This is a genomic window from Achromobacter sp. 1011791174, from assembly GCF_059760925.1.
The window spans coordinates 1-20735 of the sequence record NZ_JCBANH010000111.1; the positions used below are offsets into that span (position 1 = coordinate 1).

A 20735-nucleotide genomic window follows, 5' to 3' on the forward strand; every position below is an offset into this window, starting at 1 on the left:
GGGCGGGGCGCTTGTCTTCTTGCCTTGGTGCCGGGTGGCTTCTGGCGGAAACGAGGCGTTTCGTGTGGCGAGGGCGTCCACGGCGATCCTGGGCGCGTGTCCCATTATTGCGAGACAGTCGTTGGCCGCCGTCCCTTAAGGGGTAACATTGCGGCTATGGCCGGCGCTGTCCGGCGGCCCGTCCCGGTGTGGGGCGGGTATTCGTTTTTCTAAAGGTATTGCATAGTTATGGCGTCGACCCAAGTCCTGGCCGGGTTTCACGCGGTGGTCGCGCGGCTGCGACACGCGCCCGATTCGATCAAGGAAATCTACGTAGAAGCGTCGCGCCGCGACAAGCGCATGCAGACGTTCATCGAGCAGGCCGAGCGCGCCGGCTGCCGCCTGCATCCGGTCGGCATGGAGCGCCTGGACGGCCTGGCGCGCGGCACCCGCCACCAGGGCGTGGTGGCGCTGGCCGAAGAACGCCAGCTGGCGGTTGACGTCGATGAAGTGCTCGATGTGATCGAAGGGCCGCCGCTGCTGCTGATCCTGGACGGCGTGACCGATCCGCACAACCTGGGCGCCTGCCTGCGCACGGCCGACGCGGCCGGCGTGCACGCGGTGATCGCGCCGCGAGACCGCGCGGTGGGCCTGAACAGCACCGTCCAGCGTGTGGCCTGCGGCGCCGCCGACACCGTGCCCTACCTGATGGTCACCAATCTGGCGCGCACCATGCGCAGCCTGAAGGACCGCGGCGTGTGGCTGGTCGGCACCGACGACCAGGCCAGCGACAGCATGCACCGGATCGACGCGCGCCAACCCATGGCCTGGGTCATGGGGGCGGAAGGCGAGGGCATGCGCCGCCTGACCCGCGAGACCTGCGACCAGCTCGTCAATATTCCCATGCTGGGTTCGGTGGAAAGCCTGAACGTCAGCGTGGCCAGCGCCGTCTGCCTGTACGAGACCGTGCGCCAGCGGCAAGCCTGATTTTTCGCAGTCTTCACGCAGTTTTTCGCAGTATTCATGCCGCCGGGGCCTGAAAGCCCCGGCGGGATTTCGCCGCGATGCGCGGCGGCCCCGGGTTTCCGTCCACCAGAACTGATCGTCAATCATGCGCCAGAACGGCTTCACCACCACCATCCTGCACTCCGACCGCCATCAATCCGTCGAGCACGGAGCGGTGCACAAGCCCATGCATCCGTCGTCCGAGTTCGCCTACGAAGACGCGCGTGAACTGGCCGCCGTGTTCCAGGGCAAGGCCGGCTTCACCTACGCGCGCCAGGGCACGCCCACGACCACGGCGCTGGAAGCCAAGATCACGCAAATGGAGGGCGGCAAAGGGTCGGTCAGTTTCTCGACGGGCATGGCGGCGCTGTCCGCGATCTTCACCACGCTGCTGCGCCGGGGCGATCACCTGGTGTCCAGCCAGTATGTGTTCGGCAACACCAACAGCCTGCTGGGCACGCTGCTGGAACTGGGCGTGGAAATCAGCTTCGTGGACGCGACCGACTCGGCGCAGGTGCGCGAGGCGATCCGGCCGAATACCCGCATGGTGTTCACCGAGACCATCGCCAACCCCGGCACGCAGGTGGCCGACCTGGCGGTGATCGGCGAGATCTGCCGCGAGCGCGGCCTGGTCTATGTGGTGGACAACACGCTGACCTCGCCGTGGATGTTCCGGCCGTCGTCGGTGGGGGCGTCGCTGGTCATGAACTCGCTGTCCAAGTACATCGGCGGCCATGGCAACGCGCTGGGCGGCGCGGTCACGGACACCGGGCTGTACGACTGGAGCGGCTACGGCAACATCTATGAGGCCTACCGCAAGGGGCCGGCCACCGGCTGGGGCCTGACGCAGATCAAGAAGAAGGGCCTGCGCGACATGGGCGGCACGCTGGCGGCCGAGCCGGCGCACCGCATCGCGGTCGGCGCCGAGACGCTGGCGCTGCGCATGGCCAAGCATTGCTCGAATGCGCTGGCGCTGGCGCGTTTCCTGGAATCGCATCGTGGCGTGGCCAAGGTGCACTATCCCGGCCTGGAGAGCCATCCGCAGCACGCGCGCGCCGCGGCGCTGTTCGGCTCGCGCTTCGGCGGCCTGCTGGGCGTGGAGCTGGCCGATGGCGTGGACTGCTTCGATTTCCTGAATCGCCTGCGCATCGTGCTGATGGCCACGCACCTGGGCGACACGCGCAGCCTGGCGCTGCCCGCCGCCCACACCATCTATTACGAAATGGGCGCCGAGCGGCGCCAGCAGATGGGCATCGCCGACAGCCTGATCCGCGTCTCGGTGGGCATCGAGGACGAGGGCGACCTGCTGTTTGACTTCGATCAGGCGCTCAACGGCTGCCTGCAAGGATAATTTCGGACATTCGCGCGGGGCGGCCTGTTCGGCCCTCGCGGCGCGTGTCTGCGCAAGCATTGCAGGAATCAAGGTCAGACCATGCTGATACAGATCGCCGATGTCTTCACGCCCGAGGAGGCCGCCGAGATTCGCCGCCGCCTGGACGCGGCCGAGTGGGTGGACGGCAAGGTGACCGCGGGCTACCAGTCCGCCGAGGTCAAGCGCAACCGCCAACTGCCCGAGCAGCATCCGCTGGCCCAGGAACTGGGCAACCTGATCCTGCAGCGGCTGAGCGCCAACAACCTGTTCATGTCGGCGGCGTTGCCGCGCAAGATCTTTCCGCCGCTGTTCAACCGCTACGAGGGCGGCGAGGCCTTCGGCTATCACGTCGACAACGCGGTGCGCGCGCTGTCCGGCGGGTCCGAGCGCGTGCGCACCGATCTGTCGGCCACGCTGTTCTTTTCCGAGCCCGATTCCTACGACGGCGGCGAGCTGGTGATCGACGACACCTATGGCCCGCGCGCGGTCAAGCTGCCGGCCGGACACATGGTGCTATATCCCGGCACCAGTCTTCACAAAGTGAATCCCGTCACGCGCGGCGCGCGCGTCAGCTCTTTCTTCTGGATGCAGAGCCTGGTGCGCGAGGACAGCCAGCGCGCGCTGCTGCTGGACATGGACGTGGCCATACAGCGCCTGAACCAGGACGCCGCGGGGCATCCGTCCATCGTGCAACTGACGGGCATCTATCACAACTTGCTGCGTCGCTGGGTCGACGTCTGAGCACGGCGCGCGAGGCGTGCGAACGCTGTCGCGCAAACCCCGAAATGCGCGTTTTTGTTTATTGCGAAATCGGCTAAAAGCTAGTATTGGCGCGGGTTGTGGTGAGGTTTTTGCTTGACAGTCGCCCGGGGCCAGGGCCTAATACACGTCTGCGTCGCTGGGGGTTCGACGGCTTTTTGCCGTCCAACTTCAAGCGGCGCAGCAGTTTAAAAGTTGTGCTTTGCAGCGCAAGAAAAAGTTTATCCACTAGTCTGTTCGTCGTTTGCCGGTGCGTTCGCGTTAAGACGCGTGCCGTTCCAATGTGACCGTCATGCAGTCGGGTTCCGGCAAACTCACATACCTTGTGAGGGGTACATCTGAATGAACAAAACCGAACTCATCGATCACATCGCCAGCAAGGCCGACATCTCGAAGGCTGCCGCCGGCCGTTCGCTCGACGCCCTGATCGGTGCCGTCAAGACCACCCTGAAGAAGGGCGGCACGGTCACGCTGGTTGGCTTCGGCACGTTCGCCGTGTCGGCTCGCGCTGCGCGCACCGGCCGTAACCCGCGCACCGGCGAGACCATCAAGATCAAGAAGGCCAAGGTGCCGAAGTTCCGTCCCGGCAAGGCCCTGAAGGACGCCGTCAACTAATTGACGAGGCGGATCGGGCTGGCCACGGCGCCAGCTGATTTGCCGACAGATACGCGGTCCGGTATACTCCGGCCCGCGTATTGCTTTTGAGTACCCCGTCGGCCTTTTCATGTGTAGTCCAGCAATGGCTGCGCGTCGGAAATTCCGGCAACCTGACGGGTGCTTAGCTCAGTTGGTAGAGCGGCGCCCTTACAAGGCGTAGGTCACAGGTTCGACCCCTGTAGCACCCACCAGAAGCACGCAAGACTGAAAACCCGCACATATCGATGGTGCGGGTTTTTTGTTTGGGGCGGCGTGTTGTCCTTGCTGTTCCTGTTGGTCGTTCCATCGGATCGTTTCATCGCGCGCGCTTTTGCCGTGTCCGCGTTCCATGTGTCGCATCGTCCGCCGCCGTTCCATGCAGTCCCGATTTCATGTCGCGTGTTCCTGCGTCACGTTGCGCGCAGGCGATGGGGCAGGCGAGGCGGCGTTCGCGCGCACGGCCCGCCAGACGCCGCCATGCGCGGCGTCAAGCATGTGATTAAGTATCAGACGAAATAGGACGTGCGAATCATTCGCATTTAAGCTATGATGCTTGGCTTGTACCGGTCAGCCGGCGTCGCCTTGCGGTGCGCGTCATTCGGGTCTGGCTGGCCAGATAAGTCCATGTGCCCCCGGCTGATTCATGCCTAGCTTTCAACACGGTTCGAACGCCTCATCGCCGTCCTCTTCCATCGGTTTACGCGCAGGCGCCGGCCTGGTGGTCCTTGCCTTGCATGCGGCCGTCGTCGGCGCCATTTTCATGGCGCCTCCCGAAGCGCCGAAGCTGGAGCAGCCCGAGACCATCATGGTGAGCGTGATCGAGGCGCCGGTGGCGCAGGTCGCCAAGGCCGAGGAACCCGCGCCGGAAGCGCCGCAGCCGGTCGTCGAGCCGCCGCCCGAGCCGCAGGCCGAGCCTGAACCGGAAACCAAGCCGGATCCGGAACCGGAACCCGAACCCGAGCCGGTGGTCGAAAAGCCGCCGATGCCCGCGCCCAAGCCGAAGCCCAAACCCAAGCCCAAGCCGCAGCCCAAGCAGGAAGCGCCCAAGCAGGAACCCAAGCCGGACACGCCGCCCACGCAGCCCACCGGCGCGCCCGAAGGCAGCCAGGCCACGCAAAGCCCGCAGCAGGGGCCGCCGCCCGACCAGCCGGAGCTGGTGTCCAGCGTCGAGTACCTGGGCGCCAAGCCCTCCGCCAACTATCCTATGGCGTCGCGCCGCATGCGCGAGGAAGGCCGGGTGGTGGTGCTGGTGGAAATCAACAACCAGGGCCTGGTCGTGAGCGCGCGCGTCGATTCTTCTTCCGGTTCGCCGCGCCTGGACGAGGCGGCGCTGGCCGCCATCCGCAAGGCCCGCTTCAAGCCCTATACCCGTAATGGCGTGGCCTATGCCGCCAAAGCCAAAATTCCTTTCGATTTCGTAATGAGGAACTGAGATGTCCAACGCAATGCATGGCGCCACGCTGGTGGCGCAGGCGACCACCAGCCCGGCCGCGCCGGCTGCCGCCCAGCAAGCCGCCACGGCGGCCGGCGGCGTGGCGCAGCAGGCCGCCGGCGCCGTCCAGCAGACCGCCGACGCGCTGCACGGCGCGGCCGCCGCGCTGCCCGCCGCCTCGGCGCCGCCCGTGGCCACGCCGGACATGGGCTTCCTGCATTTCGTCGCGCAGAGCGACTTTGTCGGCAAGAGCCTGTTCGTCATCCTGATCCTGATGTCGCTGGTCACCTGGTACCTGATCCTGGTCAAGGTCGCCAGCAACGTCAGCATGCGCAAGCGCTCGCGCGACTTCCTGAACAAGTTCTGGAACGCCAGCTCGCTTGAGCAGGTCGAGAACGAAATCGTCACGCACGGCGCGCGTGATCCCTTCTCGCACCTGGCCAGCCACGCCATGCACGCGCAGGCGCATCACAACAAGTTCGGCGCCACCAAGCTGGAGGAATCCGGCTCCAGCTCCGAGTTCGTCACCCGCACCATGCGCAAGGTCATCGACGAGGAAACCGCCAAGCTCGAAAACGGCCTGACGGTGCTGGCCTCGGTCGGTTCGACCGCGCCCTTCGTGGGCCTGTTCGGCACGGTCTGGGGCGTGTATCACGCGCTGGTGGGCATCGGCCTGTCCGACGGCGTGACCATCAACCGCATCGCCGGTCCGGTGGGCGAGGCCCTGATCATGACCGGCCTGGGCCTGGCGGTGGCGATTCCGGCGGTTCTGGCGTACAACACCTTCGTGCGCAACAACCGCGTGTTCCTGTCTCGCCTGGACGCGTTCGCGCATGACCTGTTCGCGTTCCTGACCACCGGCCAGCAAGTCGCGTTGTCCGACGGCAAGGTGCGCGCCCTGCGTCGCCAGAGCGGCGGCGCCCAACGCGGGAGCGAATAAATGGCCTTTGGCAGCTTCGAGGGCAAGGGGGGCGGCTCCAGTACCGTCTCCGAGATCAACATGGTGCCCCTGATCGACGTCATGCTGGTGCTGCTGGTGATCTTCATCATCACGGCGCCGCTGCTGGCGCACTCGATCAAGATCAACATGCCCCAGGTGGCGGCCGAGCAGATCGAGGAAGAGCCCAAGACCGTGGACCTGGCCATCGACGCCAGCGGCGCGCTGTTCTGGGACGAGAAGCCGGTCAACATCGACGACCTGCCGAATCGCTTCAAGGCGCTGGCCGGCGACAAGCCGCAGCCCGAGATCCGCATCCGCGCCGACCAGAACACCCGCTACGAGACGCTGGCCAAGGTCATGGCCTCGGCCCGTCGTTCCGGCATGACACGCATTGGTTTTGTCACCACGCCGCCGTCCGGCGGCAACGGCCAGGGCGGCGCGGCGGAGCAGGGCGGCGCGCCGGCGCCAGCCCCCGCCCGCTGAACCGGATATTGAACGAATCCCGATCACGGGGCGCCGCTGGCGCCCCGTTTTCGTCGGGATCGCGCTAGAATCCCGGCATGCGAGTTCTGGTAATCGAAGACGACACCACCCTGGGCCACGCGCTCCAGGAATTCCTGGCCGACCAGGGGTATGCGGTCGACTGGCTGACCGAAGGCGACCGCGTGCTCGGCGCGCTGGCCGGCCAGCCATACGACCTGCTGCTGCTCGACCTCAACCTGCCTGGCATGAGCGGCCTGGATGTGCTGCGCCAGCTGCGCCAGGACGGCAACCAGGTTCCCGTGCTGATCCTGACCGCCCGCGACGGCATCGACGATCGCGTGGCCGGGCTGGATGCCGGCGCCGACGACTACGTCACCAAGCCCTTTGAACTGCCCGAGCTGGCCGCGCGCGTGCGCGCCTTCGGTCGTCGCCGCGCCGGACAGGCGCAGCCGCTGATCGAGGTCGGTCCGCTGAGCTTCGACACCGTCGGCCGTGAAGTGCGGGCCAACGGCCAGCGCCTGGCGCTGTCGGTGCGCGAACTTTCCGTGCTGGAGATGCTGATGGCCCGCGTGGGCCGTGTCGTGACCAAGCGGCAGATCGTCAATTCGCTGTCCGCCTGGGATGCCGATTTCAGCGAAAATGCCGTCGAGGTCTATGTGTACCGCCTGCGCAAGCGCCTGGAAGGCACCGGCGCCAGCATCCAGACGGTGCGTGGTTTCGGCTATATGCTGGATGTCGAAGCGGCCTGACGGCCGTTTGCGGTCGCCCCGCGCCGGCCGCGACCATCCTCCCGCCTACCCTGAGGGCTCCGGGCCATGACGCAGGAACGCATTCTTCCCGCCGCCGCCGCTCCGGCCTCGCGTCCGCTGCTCCCCTCCCGTTCCCTGGCCCGGCATCTGGTCATCCGGCTGATGCCGCCCATCCTGCTGCTGGTCCTGCTGGACCTGATCGCCACCTGGGTGATCACGCACAAGATCGAGATGTCGATGTGGATGCTGGAGGATTTCCTCTGGCTGATGGTGCTGGGGCAGATCGTGCTGATCGTGATGTTCACCTGGGTGGTGGTGCAGGGCGTGCGCTCGGGCCTGCGCTCGGTGAATCATCTGTCCGAAGAGATCCGCCAGCGCTCCATCGACGACATGCAGCCGCTGGAAGTGGCCGGCGTGCCGGTCGAGATCGAGCCGCTGGTCACGCACACCAACGACCTGCTGCTGCGTCTGGACGCCTCACTGGCGGCGCAGCGGCGCTTCATCGGCCATGCGGCCCATCAGTTGCGCACGCCGCCGTCCGGCCTGCGGCTGGAGTCCGAGCTGATGCTGGCGCGGCCGCTGCCGGACGATGTGCGCGCGCGGGCCGAGCGCATCAAGGCGGTCAGCGACCGCATGATCCGCCTGGGCCAGCAATTGTTGGTGCTGGCGCGCGCCGATCCCAATGCCCGGCCTCAAGACAGCTTCGTGCGCGTCGACCTGTGCGAATGGGTGCGGTCGAACGGGGCCGAGTGGTTTCCCCGGGCTCGCGAGGCGCGCCATGAGCTGGACCTGGTGGCGCCGGACACGCCGATCTGGATCGATGCCGATCCGCTGCTGCTGGCCGAGCTGCTGGGCAACCTGATCGACAACGCGCTGCGCTACGGCAACGAGACCGGCCGCATCGTGCTCATCGTGGGCGCCAATCCGCCGTCGCTGACGGTCGAGGATGACGGGCCCGGCATTCCGCCCGAAGAGCGCGACCGCGTGTTCGAGGCCTTCTATCGCTCGCCCACGGCCACGGCCGGCGGCTCGGGCCTGGGCCTGGCCATCGTGCGCGAGATCGCGCATGCGCACGGCGCCTGGTGGCGGCTCACCAGCCGCCCCGATTTTCCCGGAACGCGACTGTCCGTCGTGTTCCCCGGCCCCCGCAAGGGAGCCCAACTCACTCGGCAAGAACCCACATCATGAGCCAGGACACGGTCCGCGTTCCTAACTCGTCTTCCAGCCCGGCTGGCGTGGTGCATGCGCCATCGTCCAAGGCAGCGCTCGTCCTGGGCGCGCTGGGCGTGGTGTATGGCGACATCGGCACCAGCCCGCTCTACACCCTGCGGGCCTGCCTGACCGGGCTTAGCGTGCACACCGACCTGGAGCCGGCGCATCTGCTGGGCGTGCTGTCCATCCTGTTCTGGATGCTGATGGTGGTGGTGTCGTTCAAGTACGTGATGCTGGTGCTGCGCGCCGACAATCGGGGCGAAGGCGGCACGCTGGCGCTGCTGGAGCTGGCCGTGCGCGGCCGGGAAGGGCGCATGCGCTGGGTGCTGATCGTGCTGGGCATCTTCGGCGCCGCGCTGTTCTATGGCGACAGCATGATCACGCCGGCGATTTCAGTGCTGTCGGCGCTGGAGGGCATCGGCATCGTTTCGCACCAGCTCGACGAGTGGGTCGTGCCGCTGGCGCTGCTGGTGCTGGTGGGCCTGTTCGTGATTCAGTCGCACGGTACCGGCCTGATGGGCAAGCTGTTCGGTCCTGTGATGGCGCTGTGGTTCGGCACGCTGGCGCTGCTGGGCGGCTGGCAGGTCTGGCAGACGCCGGAAGTGCTCAGTGCGCTCAATCCCATGTGGGGCTTGCGCTTCATCGTTGAATTCCCCTGGATCAGCTTCGTGCTGCTGGGCGCCGTGGTGCTGGCGTTGACCGGCGCCGAGGCGCTGTACGCCGATATGGGCCACTTCGGCCGCCCGGCCATCCGCCGCGCCTGGTTCAGCATGGTGATGCCGGCGCTGACGCTGTGCTATTTTGGCCAGGGCGCGCTGCTGCTGCGCGATCCCGAGGCGATCCGCAATCCCTTCTTCCTGATGGCGCCCGACTGGGGCCTGGCGCCGCTGGTGGCGCTGGCCACCGTGGCCACCGTGGTGGCGTCGCAGGCGGTGATCTCGGGAGCCTACTCGGTGACGCGCCAGGCCGTGCAGCTGGGTTTCTGGCCGCGCATGCAGATCCTGCACACCTCGGCGGTCGAGAAAGGCCAGATCTACCTGCCGCAGGTCAACGCGCTGCTGCTGTGCGCGGTGCTGGTGCTGGTGCTGGTGTTCCGCAATTCCGACAACCTCGCCGCCGCCTACGGCTTCGCCGTGACCGGCACCATGCTGACTACCTCGGTGCTGGCCTTCGCCGGGCGGCCGCGCGGCAGCACCGGCGCCAAGCGGATGCTGTGGCTGGTGGCGTTGGGCCTCCTGCTGCTGTTCGACGTGCTGCTGTTCTCGGCCAACGTGTTCAAGATCCACGAAGGTGGCTGGCTGCCGCTGGTGGTGGCGATCGTGGTGTTCACGCTGATGATGACCTGGCGTCGCGGCCGCCGCCTGCTGTCCGAAATGCAGCAGCGCGACCGCCAGCCGCTCAAGGAATTCATGGAGCAGCTGGAGGAATACCCACCGTCGCGCGTGCACGGCACCGCCATTTTCATGACCATGAACTCCGGCAACGTGCCGCCGGCGCTGCTGCACAACCTCAAGCACAACAAGGTGCTGCACGACCATGTGCTGTTCCTGACCATCCTGGTCGCGGACGTGCCCTACGTGTCCGAGGACGAACGCTTCACGGTCAACAAGCTCAGCGCCTCCAGCTGGCAGGCCACGGTGCACTACGGCTTCAAGGAAGATCCGGATGTGCCGGACACCCTGCGCCAGGTGGCCGAGGCCTACCCGGAAATCGACCTGGAACCGATGCGTACCTCGTACTTCCTGTCGCGCCAGACCGTCGTCGCGGCCAAGAAACCGGCGCTGTGGCGCTGGCGCCGCGTGGTGTTCTCCTTCATGGCGCGCAACGCCACCCGCAGCACCAAGTTCTTCAAGATCCCGGCCAACCGCGTCGTGGAAATGGGCATGCAGGTCGAGCTGTAGCCGCGCCAGCCCAAACAAAAAGCCCCTCGGCACGCCGAGGGGCTTTTTGTTGAACCGCTATCGCACCCCTCATTTCACGCACCCAATCCAAGGCGCGACATTCGAGGCACTCCCTATCAGGGTCGCGCGGAGCCGGCTTTGCCGGTCCGCAGCGACGCCCCCTGGGGGGAAGCGCGCAGCGCTTCGGGGGGGGCCTACTTCTTTTCGTCTTTCAGCTGAGGGATCGACGTGCCCGACGAAGCCAGCAGGCCGGTCTGCACATACGTGAACAGCTTGGCGCGCGTATCGGTGATGTCGAGGTTGCGCATGGTCAGCTGGCCGATGCGGTCGGCCGGCGTGAACGGGGCGTTCTCGACCTTTTCCATCGACAGGCGCTCGGGAGCGTAGGTCAGGTTGGCCGATTCGGTGTTCAGCAGCGAGTAGTCGTTGCCGCGACGCAGTTCCAGCGTGACTTCGCCGGTGACGGCGCGGGCCACCCAGCGCTGCGCGGTTTCGCGCAGCATGATGGCTTGCGGGTCGAACCAGCGGCCCTGGTACAGCAGGCGGCCCAGCTTGCGGCCGTTTTCGCGGTACTGCTCGATGGTGTCTTCGTTGTGGATGCCGGTGACCAGGCGCTCGTAGGCGATGAACAGCAGCGCCATGCCCGGGGCTTCGTAGATGCCGCGGCTCTTGGCCTCGATGATGCGGTTCTCGATCTGGTCGCTCATGCCCAGGCCGTGGCGGCCGCCGATGCGGTTGGCTTCGAGCATCAGCTCGACCGGGTCCGCGTATTCCACGCCGTTCAGCGCGACCGGCTGGCCTTCCTCGAAGCGCACCGTGACTTCCTCGGCCTTGACGGCCACGTCATCGCGCCAGAACGCCACGCCCATGATGGGCTTGACGATGCGGATGCCGGAGTTCAGGTGCTCCAGGTCCTTGGCCTCGTGCGTGGCGCCGAGCAGATTGGAGTCGGTGGAGTAGGCCTTTTCGGCGGACATCTTGTAGTCGAAGCCGGCCTGGCGCATGTATTCGGACATTTCCGAACGGCCGCCCAGCTCGTCGATGAAGCGCTGGTCCAGCCAGGGCTTGTAGATCTTCAGGTCCGGGTTGGTCAGCAGGCCGTAGCGGTAGAAGCGCTCGATGTCGTTGCCCTTGAAGGTGCTGCCGTCGCCCCAGATGTTGACGTCGTCTTCCTTCATGGCGGCCACCAGCATGGTGCCGGTGACGGCGCGGCCGATGGGCGTGGTGTTGAAGTAGGTGATGCCGGCGGTCGAGATGTGGAAGGCGCCCGATTGCAGGGCGGCGATGCCTTCGGCGACCAGCTGCGGACGGCAGTCGATCAGGCGGGCGTTCTTGGCGCCGTAGGCCAGGGCCTTGCGCGGGATCTCGTCGTAGTCGGCCTCGTCGGGCTGGCCCAGGTTCGCGGTGTACGCGTAGGGGATGGCGCCGTTGTTGCGCATCCAGAGCAGCGCGGCGCTGGTGTCGAGGCCGCCGGAGAAGGCGATGCCGACCTTCTGGCCGGTGGGAAGGTTCGGGAGGATAGTGGTCATTGTTTGAGGTGAGACGCCAACGGGACTTTGACAGCAGCGAGCCGCCAAACAAGAAATCTAAGCGGGCATTTTAGCGCTTTTGCCGGGGGCGAACAGGGCGCGCAGTTCCAGCCCGCGTATCAGTTTGGCGGTGGCCGAGGCCAGCCGCGTCGAGGGACGGTGGCGGGCGGTCGCCAGCACCAGGTTGTTGACGATGCGGGGGGCGACGATATCGGCCAGCGCCAGCGCGTGCTCGGCCGCCGGTCCCCGGGCGGCTGAGCGTGGCAGGATGGCGCAGGCATCGCCCTGCGCGGCCAGCTCGACGATGGTCTGCACCGCGTCGACCTCGGCCGCCACCTGCAGGCGCACGCCCTGGGCGCGGCAGACGCTGTCGACCAGTGTGCGGATGGCGTTGGGCGGGCTGGGCAGCACCAGCGGATACGCGCCCAGGTCCTTGACCGCGACGCGTGCGGGCAGCGCGGGCCGAGCGCCGGGGGCGGCGGCCAGCACCAGGTCTTCGCGGAACAGCGACTCGCAGGCCAGCTGAGGTGAGGGGGCCGGATCATAGAGCAGCGCCAGGTCGACGCGCCCGGCCAGCAGCCATTCCCGGACCTGCGCGCTCAGGCCCTCGGCCACGGCGATCGAGGCGCCGGGGAATTCGCGACGGAACGCTTGCACCAGCGGCGGCGTCAGCACCCGGGCGATGCGCGGCGGCAGGCCCACCGACACCTTGCCGGCGGGCGTCTCGCGCAGGCTGCGCAGGTCTTCCCGGGCGCGCTCGGCCAGGGCCAGCAGGGCGCGGGCATGCTCCACGAAGCGCAGGCCCGCCTCGGTGGGCTCCACGCCCCGGCCGTTGCGGTACAGCAGATGCTGGCCCAGTTCCTGTTCCAGCAGGCGCACCTGCCGGCTCAGGGTGGGTTGGGCCACGTCCAGCATTTCGGCCGCGCGCGAGAAGCTGCGGCGCTCGGCGACGCGCAGGAAATATTCGATCTGCTTGAGGTCCATGAGGCGGGGAGGGCGGGGATGCGCCGGGACGGGAGTCTGGGATATTTATATTTTCTATATCTGAAATCAAAGATATAGCATTGTTCGGCAGGCCGCAATCCATGACCATGGCGCTTTCCCCGCAGGATCGTCCCGTGTCCGATTGTCGTCCGCCGCTCGCATCCCCGTCCCGTCCCCGCTACGCCCTGCCGCCGGGCGCCTGCGATACCCATTGCCATGTGTTCGGGCCGGCCGACGTGTTCCCGTATGCCGAGGGCCGTTCCTACACGCCGCCCGACGCGCCGCAGTCCCGGCTGGCCGCGCTGCACGCGCACCTGGGGATCCGCCGCGCGGTGGTGGTGCAAGCCAATTGCCACGGCGCCGACCATGCCGCGCTGCTGGACGCGCTGGCCCGCAGCGAAGGCCGCTATCGCGGCGTGGCGCTGCTGGGGGCGGATGCGACCCCCGCGTCGGTACGCGCGCTGCACGACGCCGGCGTGCGCGGGGCCCGCTTCAACTTCGTGCCCCATCTGGGCGGTGCGCCGGACCCGGCCGTTTTCGACCATGTGGTCGGCCTGATCGCGCCGCTGGGCTGGCATCTGTGCCTGCATCTGGACGGCGCCCAGCTGCCCGGGCTGCTGCCGCGCCTGCGCGCGCTGCCGCTGCCCTTCGTGATCGACCACATGGGCCGGGTGCGCGCGGCCGACGGGCTGGACGCGCCGGCCTTTCGCGCGCTGCTGGGCCTGGCGGACCTGCCGGGCGCCTGGGTGAAGGTGTCGGGCCTGGACCGCATCGGCGCGGGCAGGCGGCCGTTCGCCGAGGGCATCCCCTTCGTGCGGGCGCTGGTGGAGGCCATGCCCGAGCGCACCTTGTGGGGCACCGACTGGCCGCACCCGAACGTGCGCGGCGACATGCCGGACGACGGCGAATTATGCGACGCCTTCTTCCTGGCCTGTCCGGACGACGAGGCGCGCCGCCAGGTGCTGGTGCACAACCCGGCGCGGCTGTACGGATTTCCCTGACCCCAGCGCCGCGCGCCCGGCCGGGCCGCGTGGCGACGACCCTATTCGATTCCAAAGGAGACAAACATGTTGAAGAAACTATTCTGCGCCGCCCTGCTGGGGCTGGCCGCCACCGGCGCGGCGCGCGCGGATGCGCCCGTGCGGCTGATCATCGCCTTCCCGCCGGGCGGTCCGGTGGACCTGGTGGGCCGCGTGCTGGCCGAGCAGCTGGGCAAGGAACTCAAGCAGCAGGTGATCGTGGAGAACAAGGCCGGCGCCAACGGCAATATCGCCGCGTCCTACGTGGCCAAGGCGCCTGGCGACGGCTCGGTGCTGTTCCTGACCAGCGTCGGCGCCGTGTCCATCAGCCCGGCGCTGTACAAGGACCTGCCCTATGATCCGGCGCGCGACTTCGCGCCGGTCTCGCGGGTGGTCAACAACGCCACCGTGTTCGTGGTCAATCCGGCCAACCTGGCTGTGGATGCGGCCGATTTCGTCAAGCGCTCGCAGGCCGACTCGCAGCCGGTGGCGGTGGGCTCGTCCGGCATCGGCAGCATTCCGCACCTGACGCTGGAGATGTTCGCCGACGCCAGCCGCGCCAAGGTCATGCACGTGCCCTACAAGGGCGCGGCGCCGGTGATCAATGATGTGATGGGCAACCAGGTGGCGGGCTTCTTCGGCGACGTGCCGGGCCTGATCGGGCATATCCAGGGCGGCAAGCTCAAGGCGCTGGGCATCGCCGCGCCGTCGCGCCATCCGCTGTTGCCGGACGTCAAGACGCTGGCCGAGCAGGGCATCGCCGGCGTGGAGTCCAACAACTGGTACGGGCTGGTGGCGCCGGCCGCCACCCCGGCGGCCACCGTGGACAAGCTCAACCAGGCGGTGCGCGCGGCGCTGGGCAGCGAGGCCGTGCGCGTGCGGCTGGAGAAGTTCGGCGCCCAGGCCGCGCCCAGCTCGCCGCAGGAACTGGCGGCGCTGATCGCGTCCGACCGCGACAAGTGGACCGCGCTGATCCAGCGCAAGAACATCCGGCCGGAGTGAGCGCCATGGACGCATGCAGAGTGACGCCGGTGGAACCGGGCGCGCGGCCGGCGCTGGCCGGCCTGGAAGCGCGTATCGCCGCCGCGCGCGGCCGCATCTCGCCGCTGTACCAGGTGCTGCTGAACAGCCCGGCCGTGACCGAGGGCTGGGAGGCCATGCTGACCGCCATCCGCCAGAAGACGGCGCTGGCGCCGCGCCTGCGCGAGCTGATCATCCTGCGGGTGGCGACGCTGAACGGCGCGCCCTACGAGTTCGAGGCCCATGTGCCGCACGCGCGCCAGGCCGGCATGCCGGACGCGCTGATCGAGCGCCTGCGCGCCGGCCCAGCGCCGGCGGAGCTGGCGGAAGGGTCGGAGGGGCTGGCGCCGGGCGAGGCCGAGGCGCTGGCGCTGACCGACGCCATGACGCGCGGCATCGAGGTGCCGGACGCGGTGTTCGCGCCGCTGCGCGCGCTGCATGACGACCAGGCGCTGGTGGAATTGACGGCGACCGTGGCGGCCTACAACATGGTGTCGCGTTTCCTGGTCGCCCTGCGCGTCGGACACTGAGGAATGGGAAAGTGACGGATACCGTATTGCTGTTGTCCCTGGGCGAGCGCATCGGCGCGCCGCGCGCCGCCGGCATCGCCGGCAGGCTGGCCGACGGCCTGCCCAACGTGCGCGTGAGCGCCTATGCGGCCGTGGACGAGGACGAGACCTATCTGTACATCGACGGCGGCGAAGGCACCTTGTCCGAAGTGGGCGCGCGCGTGGCCGAGCAGTTGCCCGGCGCCAGCATGCGCGTGCTGCACCGGACGCTGGACCTGCCGGGCGCCTCCAGCGGCCAGGACGCGCCATGGCACTATATCGTCGAGACCGATGTGCTGCCCGAGGCCGAGGCCGACCTGAACGCCTGGTACGACCAGGAACATCTGCCCGGCCTGGCCGCCGTGCCGGGCACCGTGCGCGCGCTGCGCTATGAGTGCCGCCACAAGGGGCCGCGCTACGTGGCCTGCTACGACCTGCACACGCGCGAGACCTTCGGCAGCCCGCCGTGGCTGGCGGTGCGGGCCACGGACTGGAGCAGCCGGGTGCGGCCGTCGTTCCGCAACACGCGGCGCACGATGTTCATGAGGATCCTGTAGGCGGCGGGCGCACGCCACGCCGTCCAGGCCGGCGGGCAAGACACAAGAAGACAAGACGACAAGCAAAAGGGCCGGACTGCGCTGTCCGGCCCTTTGTCGCCGGGGCGGCATGCGCTCCGGCGGATCCTGCTCGCAGGCTTACTTGAGCTGGCCGAGCAGCAGGAACTCCATCAGCGCCTTCTGCACGTGCATGCGGTTCTCAGCCTCGTCCCAGACCACGCTTTGCGGGCCGTCGATGACGTCGCCGGTGACTTCCTCGCCCCGGTGGGCGGGCAGGCAGTGCATGAATACGGCTTGCGGATCGGCCACGGCCATCATCTCGGCGTCGACGCGCCAGTCGGCGAAGGCGGCGCGGCGCTCTTCGTTCTCGGCCTCATAGCCCATGCTGGTCCAGACGTCGGTGGTCACCAGGTGCGCGCCCTTGCAGGCCTCCATGGGATCCTTGAACTGACGCAGCACCTTGTCGGACGGATTGCCGATGCGCGCCGGTTCCAGCTCGTAGCCGGCAGGGCCAGACACGTGCAGCGTGAAGCCCAGCAGCTCGGCGGCCTGCAGCCAGGTGTAGGCCATGTTGTTGGCGTCGCCCACCCAGGCCACCGTCTTGCCGGCGATGGGGCCGCGATGCTCGATGTAGGTGAAGATGTCGGCCAGGATCTGGCAGGGGTGGAATTCGTTGGTCAGGCCGTTGATCACGGGCACGCGCGAGTGCGAGGCGAAGCGCTCGATGCGGGTTTGCTCGAACGTGCGGATCATGACGATGTCGACCATGCGCGAGATGACGCGCGCGGTGTCCTCGATGGGCTCGGAGCGGCCCAGCTGGGAGTCGTTGGACGTCAGGTTGATGACCGAGCCGCCCATCTGGTACATGCCGGCCTCGAACGACACGCGGGTGCGCGTGCTGGCCTTTTCGAACACCATCGCCAGCGTGCGGTCGTGCAGCGGCATGTGGGGTTCGTAGCGCTTGAACTTGTCCTTGATGAGGCGCGCGCGGTCCAGCACGTACGCGATCTCGGCGGACGAGAAATCCTTGAACTGAAGAAAGTGCCGCAACGGGCCGTTTTGAGTCGTAGGTGGTGTCATGGTGAGGTCGCAGGTCAAAGTGCCCGGCCGGGCTCGTGGCCCGGCAGGGGTGTTGATGATGTCTTGTCGGCCAGGAAATCCCGGATCAGCGGGACCAGGATCTCGACGATCCGGTCGGCTTCTGTCCGGTTGAGGATCAGGGGCGGCAGCATGCGGATGACGCGGTCGCGCGTGACGTTGATGAGCAGGCCCGCCTCGAGCGCGCGCAGCGCCAGCGCGCCGCAGGGCCGGGCCAGCTCGATGCCCAGCATCAGGCCGCGTCCGCGGATCTCGGTCACGCCGGGCGTGCCGGCCAGCGCGGCGGCCAGCGATTCGCGCAGGTGCGCGCCCACCGCGTGGGCATTGTCGAGCAGGTTTTCGGATTCGATGGCGTTCAGCACCGCCAGCCCGGCCGCGCAGGCCAGCGGGCCGCCGCCGAAGGTGGTGCCGTGGCTGCCGGGCGTCAGCACGCCGGCGGCGGGGCCGGCCGCCAGCATGGCGCCGATGGGCACGCCGCCCGCCAGGCCCTTGGCCAGCGTCATCACGTCGGGCCGGATGCCGGCCCATTGGTGCGCGAACCACTTGCCGCTGCGGCCGATGCCGGACTGCACTTCGTCGATCATCAGCAGCCAGCCGCGCTCGGTGCAGAGCTGGCGCAGCGCCTGCAGGTAGGCGGCGTCCGACGGCCGGATGCCGCCTTCGCCCTGCAGCGCCTCGAGCAGGACCGCCGCCACGCGCGGCTCGGCGTCGCCGGCGGCGCGCACCGCGTCGATCTGGTTGTACGGCACCTGAATGAAGCCGGAGGGCAGGGGCTCGAAGCCCTTACGCGCCTTGTCGCTGCCGGTGGCCGCCAGCGTCGCCAGCGTGCGCCCGTGCCAGGACGAGTCCATGGTGATGATGTGGGCGTGTTGGTTGCCGCGCTGCCAGGCGTAGTAGCGGGCCAGCTTGATGGCGGCCTCGTTGGCCTCGGAGCCGCTGTTGGCGAAGGCCGCTTCCTGCATGCCGGCCAGCGCCGTCAGGCGGGCGGCCAGCTCGGCCTGCTGCGGAATTTCGTAGATGTTGGACGTGTGGATGACGCGCGCGGCCTGCGTGGCGATGGCCTGCACCAGCTGCGGATGCGCGTGGCCCAGGCAGGACACGCCGATGCCCGCCAGCGCGTCCAGGTACTTGCGGCCCTGCGCGTCCCATAGCCATACGCCCTGGCCGTGCGTGAACGCTACCGGCAGACGGGCGTAGATATTGGCCAGAGGCGAGGGCATCGCGGATTCTCCTGGGGCGGACTCCCTTGGGCGGACAGGGCCGGCTTCGCGCCGCTGCCGCGGTGTCGCCGCAGCCTGCCTGTCTGGTTCGCCGGCCTGACGGGCGGAGCCGGGCCGGCCACCTGCTGGACAGCTCCGTTCTACGGGGCGTGCAGCCGTTTTAGGGAGGGCAAAGGATCAATCATATACAATTCGCGGCGCAGGACGCATGTTTGATCACGCCGAAGATCCGGCTTTCGTGAAGGGCGTCCTGTAGATGAAGAACTCATGGCAACTCGCGTCAGACAATTCGTAATCCACGGCGTCACCGAAAGCGGCAGCCGTTTCCGCCCCAGCGACTGGGCCGAGCGGCTGGCCGGCGTCATGGCCCAGTTCCGCCCGCCCGGCTGTGCTGGCAATCACCTCACCTATTCGCCCTATGTGCTGCCGGTCGTGATCGACGGCGTGCGCGGCATCGTGGTCGACCAGCGCCTGCGCGACCTGGAGCCGCTGGCCTATAAGTTCGTGGTCGACTTCGCCCACGACAACCATCTCAAGACCGAAGAGCGCGAGGTCTGACCGGCGCGTCGGGTCGAAACCGTCTTCCACGCGGCGGCGTCAGCGGATTCCGGTCCGGCCCGCCCGCCATTCGGCATAGGTCTGGCTGTTGAGCTGGCCAGACAGTTCGGCGGCATGCCGTTGCAGTGTTTCCACCTGGGCCGCGAGAGGCGGATTGGGCACGTTCTGCACCGATCCCACGATCGCCAGCGCGCCGGCGAGCTGGCCGCCATTGCGGAAGATCGGCACCGCGATCGTCGTGACCCCCATCATCATTTCCCCATCCGAGATTTCGTAGAACTGGCGCCGGATGGTGGCCAGCCGCTCGCGGATGCGCGCGGGATCCGTGATCGACTGAGGCGTTTCGGCCGATAGCGGTTCGGCCAGCCGCGCGTCGATCAGCGCCTGGGGCTGAAAGGCCAGGGTGAGCCGGCCCAGCGCGGAGCAGTGCGTCAAGGGACGGTTGCCGGGTTTCACGCTGATCAGGATGCGTCCGTAGATATTGTCCACGGTGGCGATCACCATCGGCATGCCATTGATCGGCACCGCCAGCACGGCGGTTTCCCGAAGCTCATCCCGTATCCGCACCATGTACGGCTCGGCCAGCACGCGCAGGTCGAATTGCTTGCCCGCCGCTTCCCCCAACTGGAAAACCCGCCATCCCAGGTGATAGCGGTCGGTTGCCTGTTCCTGGTCGATCAGTCCTATTTCCTTCAGTGTCGACAGGTGCCGGTGAATGCGGGGCTTGGTTTCGCTCAGCGCGTCGGCCAGCTCGGTGACGCCCATGGGACGTTGTTGCACCGCCAGCTCATCCAGGATGCGCATGGCGACTTTCACCGCTTCGACCGAGTTGGGGTTTTTCGACGCCGCGTGCGGATCCGCGTCGGCGCTTGCCTGGGCATGGCTGGAATGCTGGCGCATCTAGGCTCCCGAAGGTTGAAAAGGTGGAAAAGTGAATTTTGATAGTCAATACGTAATTTCGTATAGCGTAACACCGGGTTCGTCGTTATGATCATCGAAATTGTATTTCGTTAGTCGATACATTTCAGGCCAGAATCGGCGTCCGCGCCGGCTCAACGGAGGCGCCGCATGTCTGGACCCGTGGATTGCGATTTGCTCACTGGCTATCTCGGCAGCGGCAAGACCACCCTGCTCAATGCCTGGCTGCGTTCGCCCGCGTCCGCCGGAACGGCCGTGGTCGTGAACGAGATCGGCGACATCGGCATCGACCAGTTGGTGCTGGCGCAACTGAGCGACAACGTAACGCTGCTGGAATCGGGATGCCTGTGCTGCACGTTGAGCGGCGCATTGCGCGAAACCCTGCTCGATCTGTGCGCGATGGCCCGCGCCCGTGGCATGGCATTGCGCCGCATCGTGATCGAGACCACCGGCCTGGCCGAGCCGCTGCCAGTCCTGCACGCCTTGTTGGGCGACCGCGCCCTGAGCGACGCCGTGCGCCTGAACCAGGTGATCGCCACGCTGGACGGGGAGCAGGGCCGGCGGCAGCTGGCCACCCGGCCAGAATCGTTGCGGCAGCTGGCGGTTGCGGAAAAGGTGGTGCTGACCAAGCCGGACCTGGTTTCGCCGCCGGAGCTGGCCGCCTTGCGCGCCACCGTCACGGCGGTGAATCCGAATGCGCTGATCCACGAATCCGTGGCAGGCGACGCGGCCGAGGCGGTATTCGGCACGGGCGCCGGGCAGGCGCAACGCCAGGCCGTGCTGAACGCCATGGCGGGAGGGCGGAATGCGGGGGCC

Annotated in this window: 21 protein-coding genes and 1 tRNA gene; 17 read left to right on the forward strand and 5 right to left on the reverse strand. The window is 67.7% G+C overall.

Annotated features, from left to right (window positions below):
* Positions 1 to 228: 228 nt before the first annotated feature.
* The 11 genes from rlmB to AC6LJ5_RS26455 all read left to right on the forward strand — a co-directional run bounded on the left by rlmB (position 229) and on the right by AC6LJ5_RS26455 (position 10468).
* Complete coding sequence (gene rlmB, locus AC6LJ5_RS26405; protein ID WP_103273568.1) at positions 229 to 966, forward strand: 23S rRNA (guanosine(2251)-2'-O)-methyltransferase RlmB; 738 nt, start codon at positions 229 to 231, stop codon at positions 964 to 966.
* 124 nt (positions 967 to 1090) lie between these two features.
* Positions 1091 to 2335 (forward strand): cystathionine gamma-synthase family protein, encoded by a 1245-nt coding sequence (locus tag AC6LJ5_RS26410; RefSeq protein ID WP_392410825.1) that lies wholly within the window; start codon positions 1091 to 1093, stop codon positions 2333 to 2335.
* A gap of 81 nt (positions 2336 to 2416) precedes the next feature.
* Positions 2417 to 3097 carry a Fe2+-dependent dioxygenase gene (locus AC6LJ5_RS26415; RefSeq protein WP_103273570.1) on the forward strand — a complete coding sequence of 227 codons (681 nt, stop codon included), beginning with the start codon at positions 2417 to 2419 and terminating at the stop codon, positions 3095 to 3097.
* 360 nt (positions 3098 to 3457) lie between these two features.
* Positions 3458 to 3730, forward strand: a complete 273-nt coding sequence (locus tag AC6LJ5_RS26420; protein ID WP_003812968.1) for an HU family DNA-binding protein — start codon at positions 3458 to 3460, stop codon at positions 3728 to 3730.
* 157 nt (positions 3731 to 3887) lie between these two features.
* Positions 3888 to 3963, forward strand: a tRNA-Val gene (locus AC6LJ5_RS26425).
* Between the two features lie 431 nt (positions 3964 to 4394).
* A complete protein-coding gene (locus AC6LJ5_RS26430) occupies positions 4395 to 5183 on the forward strand; it encodes an energy transducer TonB (protein ID WP_498142074.1) in 789 nt (262 codons plus the stop codon).
* Position 5184: 1 nt separating this feature from the next.
* On the forward strand, positions 5185 to 6123 hold the full coding sequence (locus tag AC6LJ5_RS26435) for a MotA/TolQ/ExbB proton channel family protein (protein ID WP_103273572.1): 939 nt from the start codon (positions 5185 to 5187) through the stop codon (positions 6121 to 6123).
* The gene (locus AC6LJ5_RS26440) at positions 6124 to 6606 is read left to right on the forward strand and encodes an ExbD/TolR family protein (RefSeq protein ID WP_498142075.1); all 483 of its coding nucleotides are present in this window, start codon (positions 6124 to 6126) and stop codon (positions 6604 to 6606) included.
* A 77-nt stretch (positions 6607 to 6683) separates the two neighbouring features.
* Positions 6684 to 7355: a response regulator transcription factor gene (locus tag AC6LJ5_RS26445; RefSeq protein ID WP_103273574.1), complete on the forward strand. Its 672-nt coding sequence runs from the start codon at positions 6684 to 6686 to the stop codon at positions 7353 to 7355.
* Positions 7356 to 7517: 162 nt separating this feature from the next.
* Positions 7518 to 8543 (forward strand): sensor histidine kinase, encoded by a 1026-nt coding sequence (locus AC6LJ5_RS26450; RefSeq protein WP_498142082.1) that lies wholly within the window; start codon positions 7518 to 7520, stop codon positions 8541 to 8543.
* On the forward strand, positions 8540 to 10468 hold the full coding sequence (locus AC6LJ5_RS26455) for a potassium transporter Kup (RefSeq protein ID WP_498142076.1): 1929 nt from the start codon (positions 8540 to 8542) through the stop codon (positions 10466 to 10468). Before AC6LJ5_RS26450 ends, AC6LJ5_RS26455 begins: the two co-directional genes overlap by 4 nt.
* A gap of 194 nt (positions 10469 to 10662) precedes the next feature.
* On the opposite strand, the gene argG is transcribed toward AC6LJ5_RS26455, so the two are convergent.
* Positions 10663 to 11997: an argininosuccinate synthase gene (gene argG, locus AC6LJ5_RS26460; protein ID WP_103273576.1), complete on the reverse strand. Its 1335-nt coding sequence runs from the start codon at positions 11995 to 11997 to the stop codon at positions 10663 to 10665.
* A 57-nt stretch (positions 11998 to 12054) separates the two neighbouring features.
* Entirely contained in the window at positions 12055 to 12981 is a 927-nt protein-coding gene (locus tag AC6LJ5_RS26465) for a LysR substrate-binding domain-containing protein (protein ID WP_103273577.1), read from the reverse strand.
* 134 nt (positions 12982 to 13115) lie between these two features.
* Here AC6LJ5_RS26465 and AC6LJ5_RS26470 point away from each other — a divergent pair, with 134 nt between their 5' ends.
* The 4 genes from AC6LJ5_RS26470 to AC6LJ5_RS26485 all read left to right on the forward strand — a co-directional run bounded on the left by AC6LJ5_RS26470 (position 13116) and on the right by AC6LJ5_RS26485 (position 16125).
* On the forward strand, positions 13116 to 13982 hold the full coding sequence (locus AC6LJ5_RS26470; protein ID WP_233772393.1) for an amidohydrolase family protein: 867 nt from the start codon (positions 13116 to 13118) through the stop codon (positions 13980 to 13982).
* Between the two features lie 66 nt (positions 13983 to 14048).
* A complete protein-coding gene (locus AC6LJ5_RS26475) occupies positions 14049 to 15002 on the forward strand; it encodes a Bug family tripartite tricarboxylate transporter substrate binding protein (protein WP_498142077.1) in 954 nt (317 codons plus the stop codon).
* Between the two features lie 5 nt (positions 15003 to 15007).
* Complete coding sequence (locus AC6LJ5_RS26480; RefSeq protein WP_103273579.1) at positions 15008 to 15550, forward strand: carboxymuconolactone decarboxylase family protein; 543 nt, start codon at positions 15008 to 15010, stop codon at positions 15548 to 15550.
* Positions 15551 to 15561: 11 nt separating this feature from the next.
* Entirely contained in the window at positions 15562 to 16125 is a 564-nt protein-coding gene (locus AC6LJ5_RS26485; protein ID WP_498142078.1) for a hypothetical protein, read from the forward strand.
* A gap of 138 nt (positions 16126 to 16263) precedes the next feature.
* Here the strand turns inward: AC6LJ5_RS26485 and argF are convergent, their stop codons facing one another.
* Together argF and AC6LJ5_RS26495 are read right to left on the reverse strand one after the other, a co-directional pair.
* On the reverse strand, positions 16264 to 17205 hold the full coding sequence (gene argF / locus AC6LJ5_RS26490) for an ornithine carbamoyltransferase (RefSeq protein WP_103276391.1): 942 nt from the start codon (positions 17203 to 17205) through the stop codon (positions 16264 to 16266).
* Positions 17206 to 17219: 14 nt separating this feature from the next.
* On the reverse strand, positions 17220 to 18443 hold the full coding sequence (locus tag AC6LJ5_RS26495; RefSeq protein WP_498142079.1) for an aspartate aminotransferase family protein: 1224 nt from the start codon (positions 18441 to 18443) through the stop codon (positions 17220 to 17222).
* 267 nt (positions 18444 to 18710) lie between these two features.
* Between AC6LJ5_RS26495 and AC6LJ5_RS26500 the strand changes: the two genes are divergently transcribed.
* Positions 18711 to 19001, forward strand: coding sequence for a DUF3579 domain-containing protein (locus AC6LJ5_RS26500; protein WP_103273582.1), 291 nt, complete (start codon positions 18711 to 18713; stop codon positions 18999 to 19001).
* A gap of 39 nt (positions 19002 to 19040) precedes the next feature.
* Here the strand turns inward: AC6LJ5_RS26500 and AC6LJ5_RS26505 are convergent, their stop codons facing one another.
* Entirely contained in the window at positions 19041 to 19901 is an 861-nt protein-coding gene (locus AC6LJ5_RS26505) for an IclR family transcriptional regulator (protein ID WP_498142080.1), read from the reverse strand.
* A gap of 168 nt (positions 19902 to 20069) precedes the next feature.
* Here AC6LJ5_RS26505 and AC6LJ5_RS26510 point away from each other — a divergent pair.
* Positions 20070 to 20735: CobW family GTP-binding protein (locus AC6LJ5_RS26510; protein WP_498142081.1), on the forward strand; the 666-nt coding region annotated here is incomplete at its 3' end.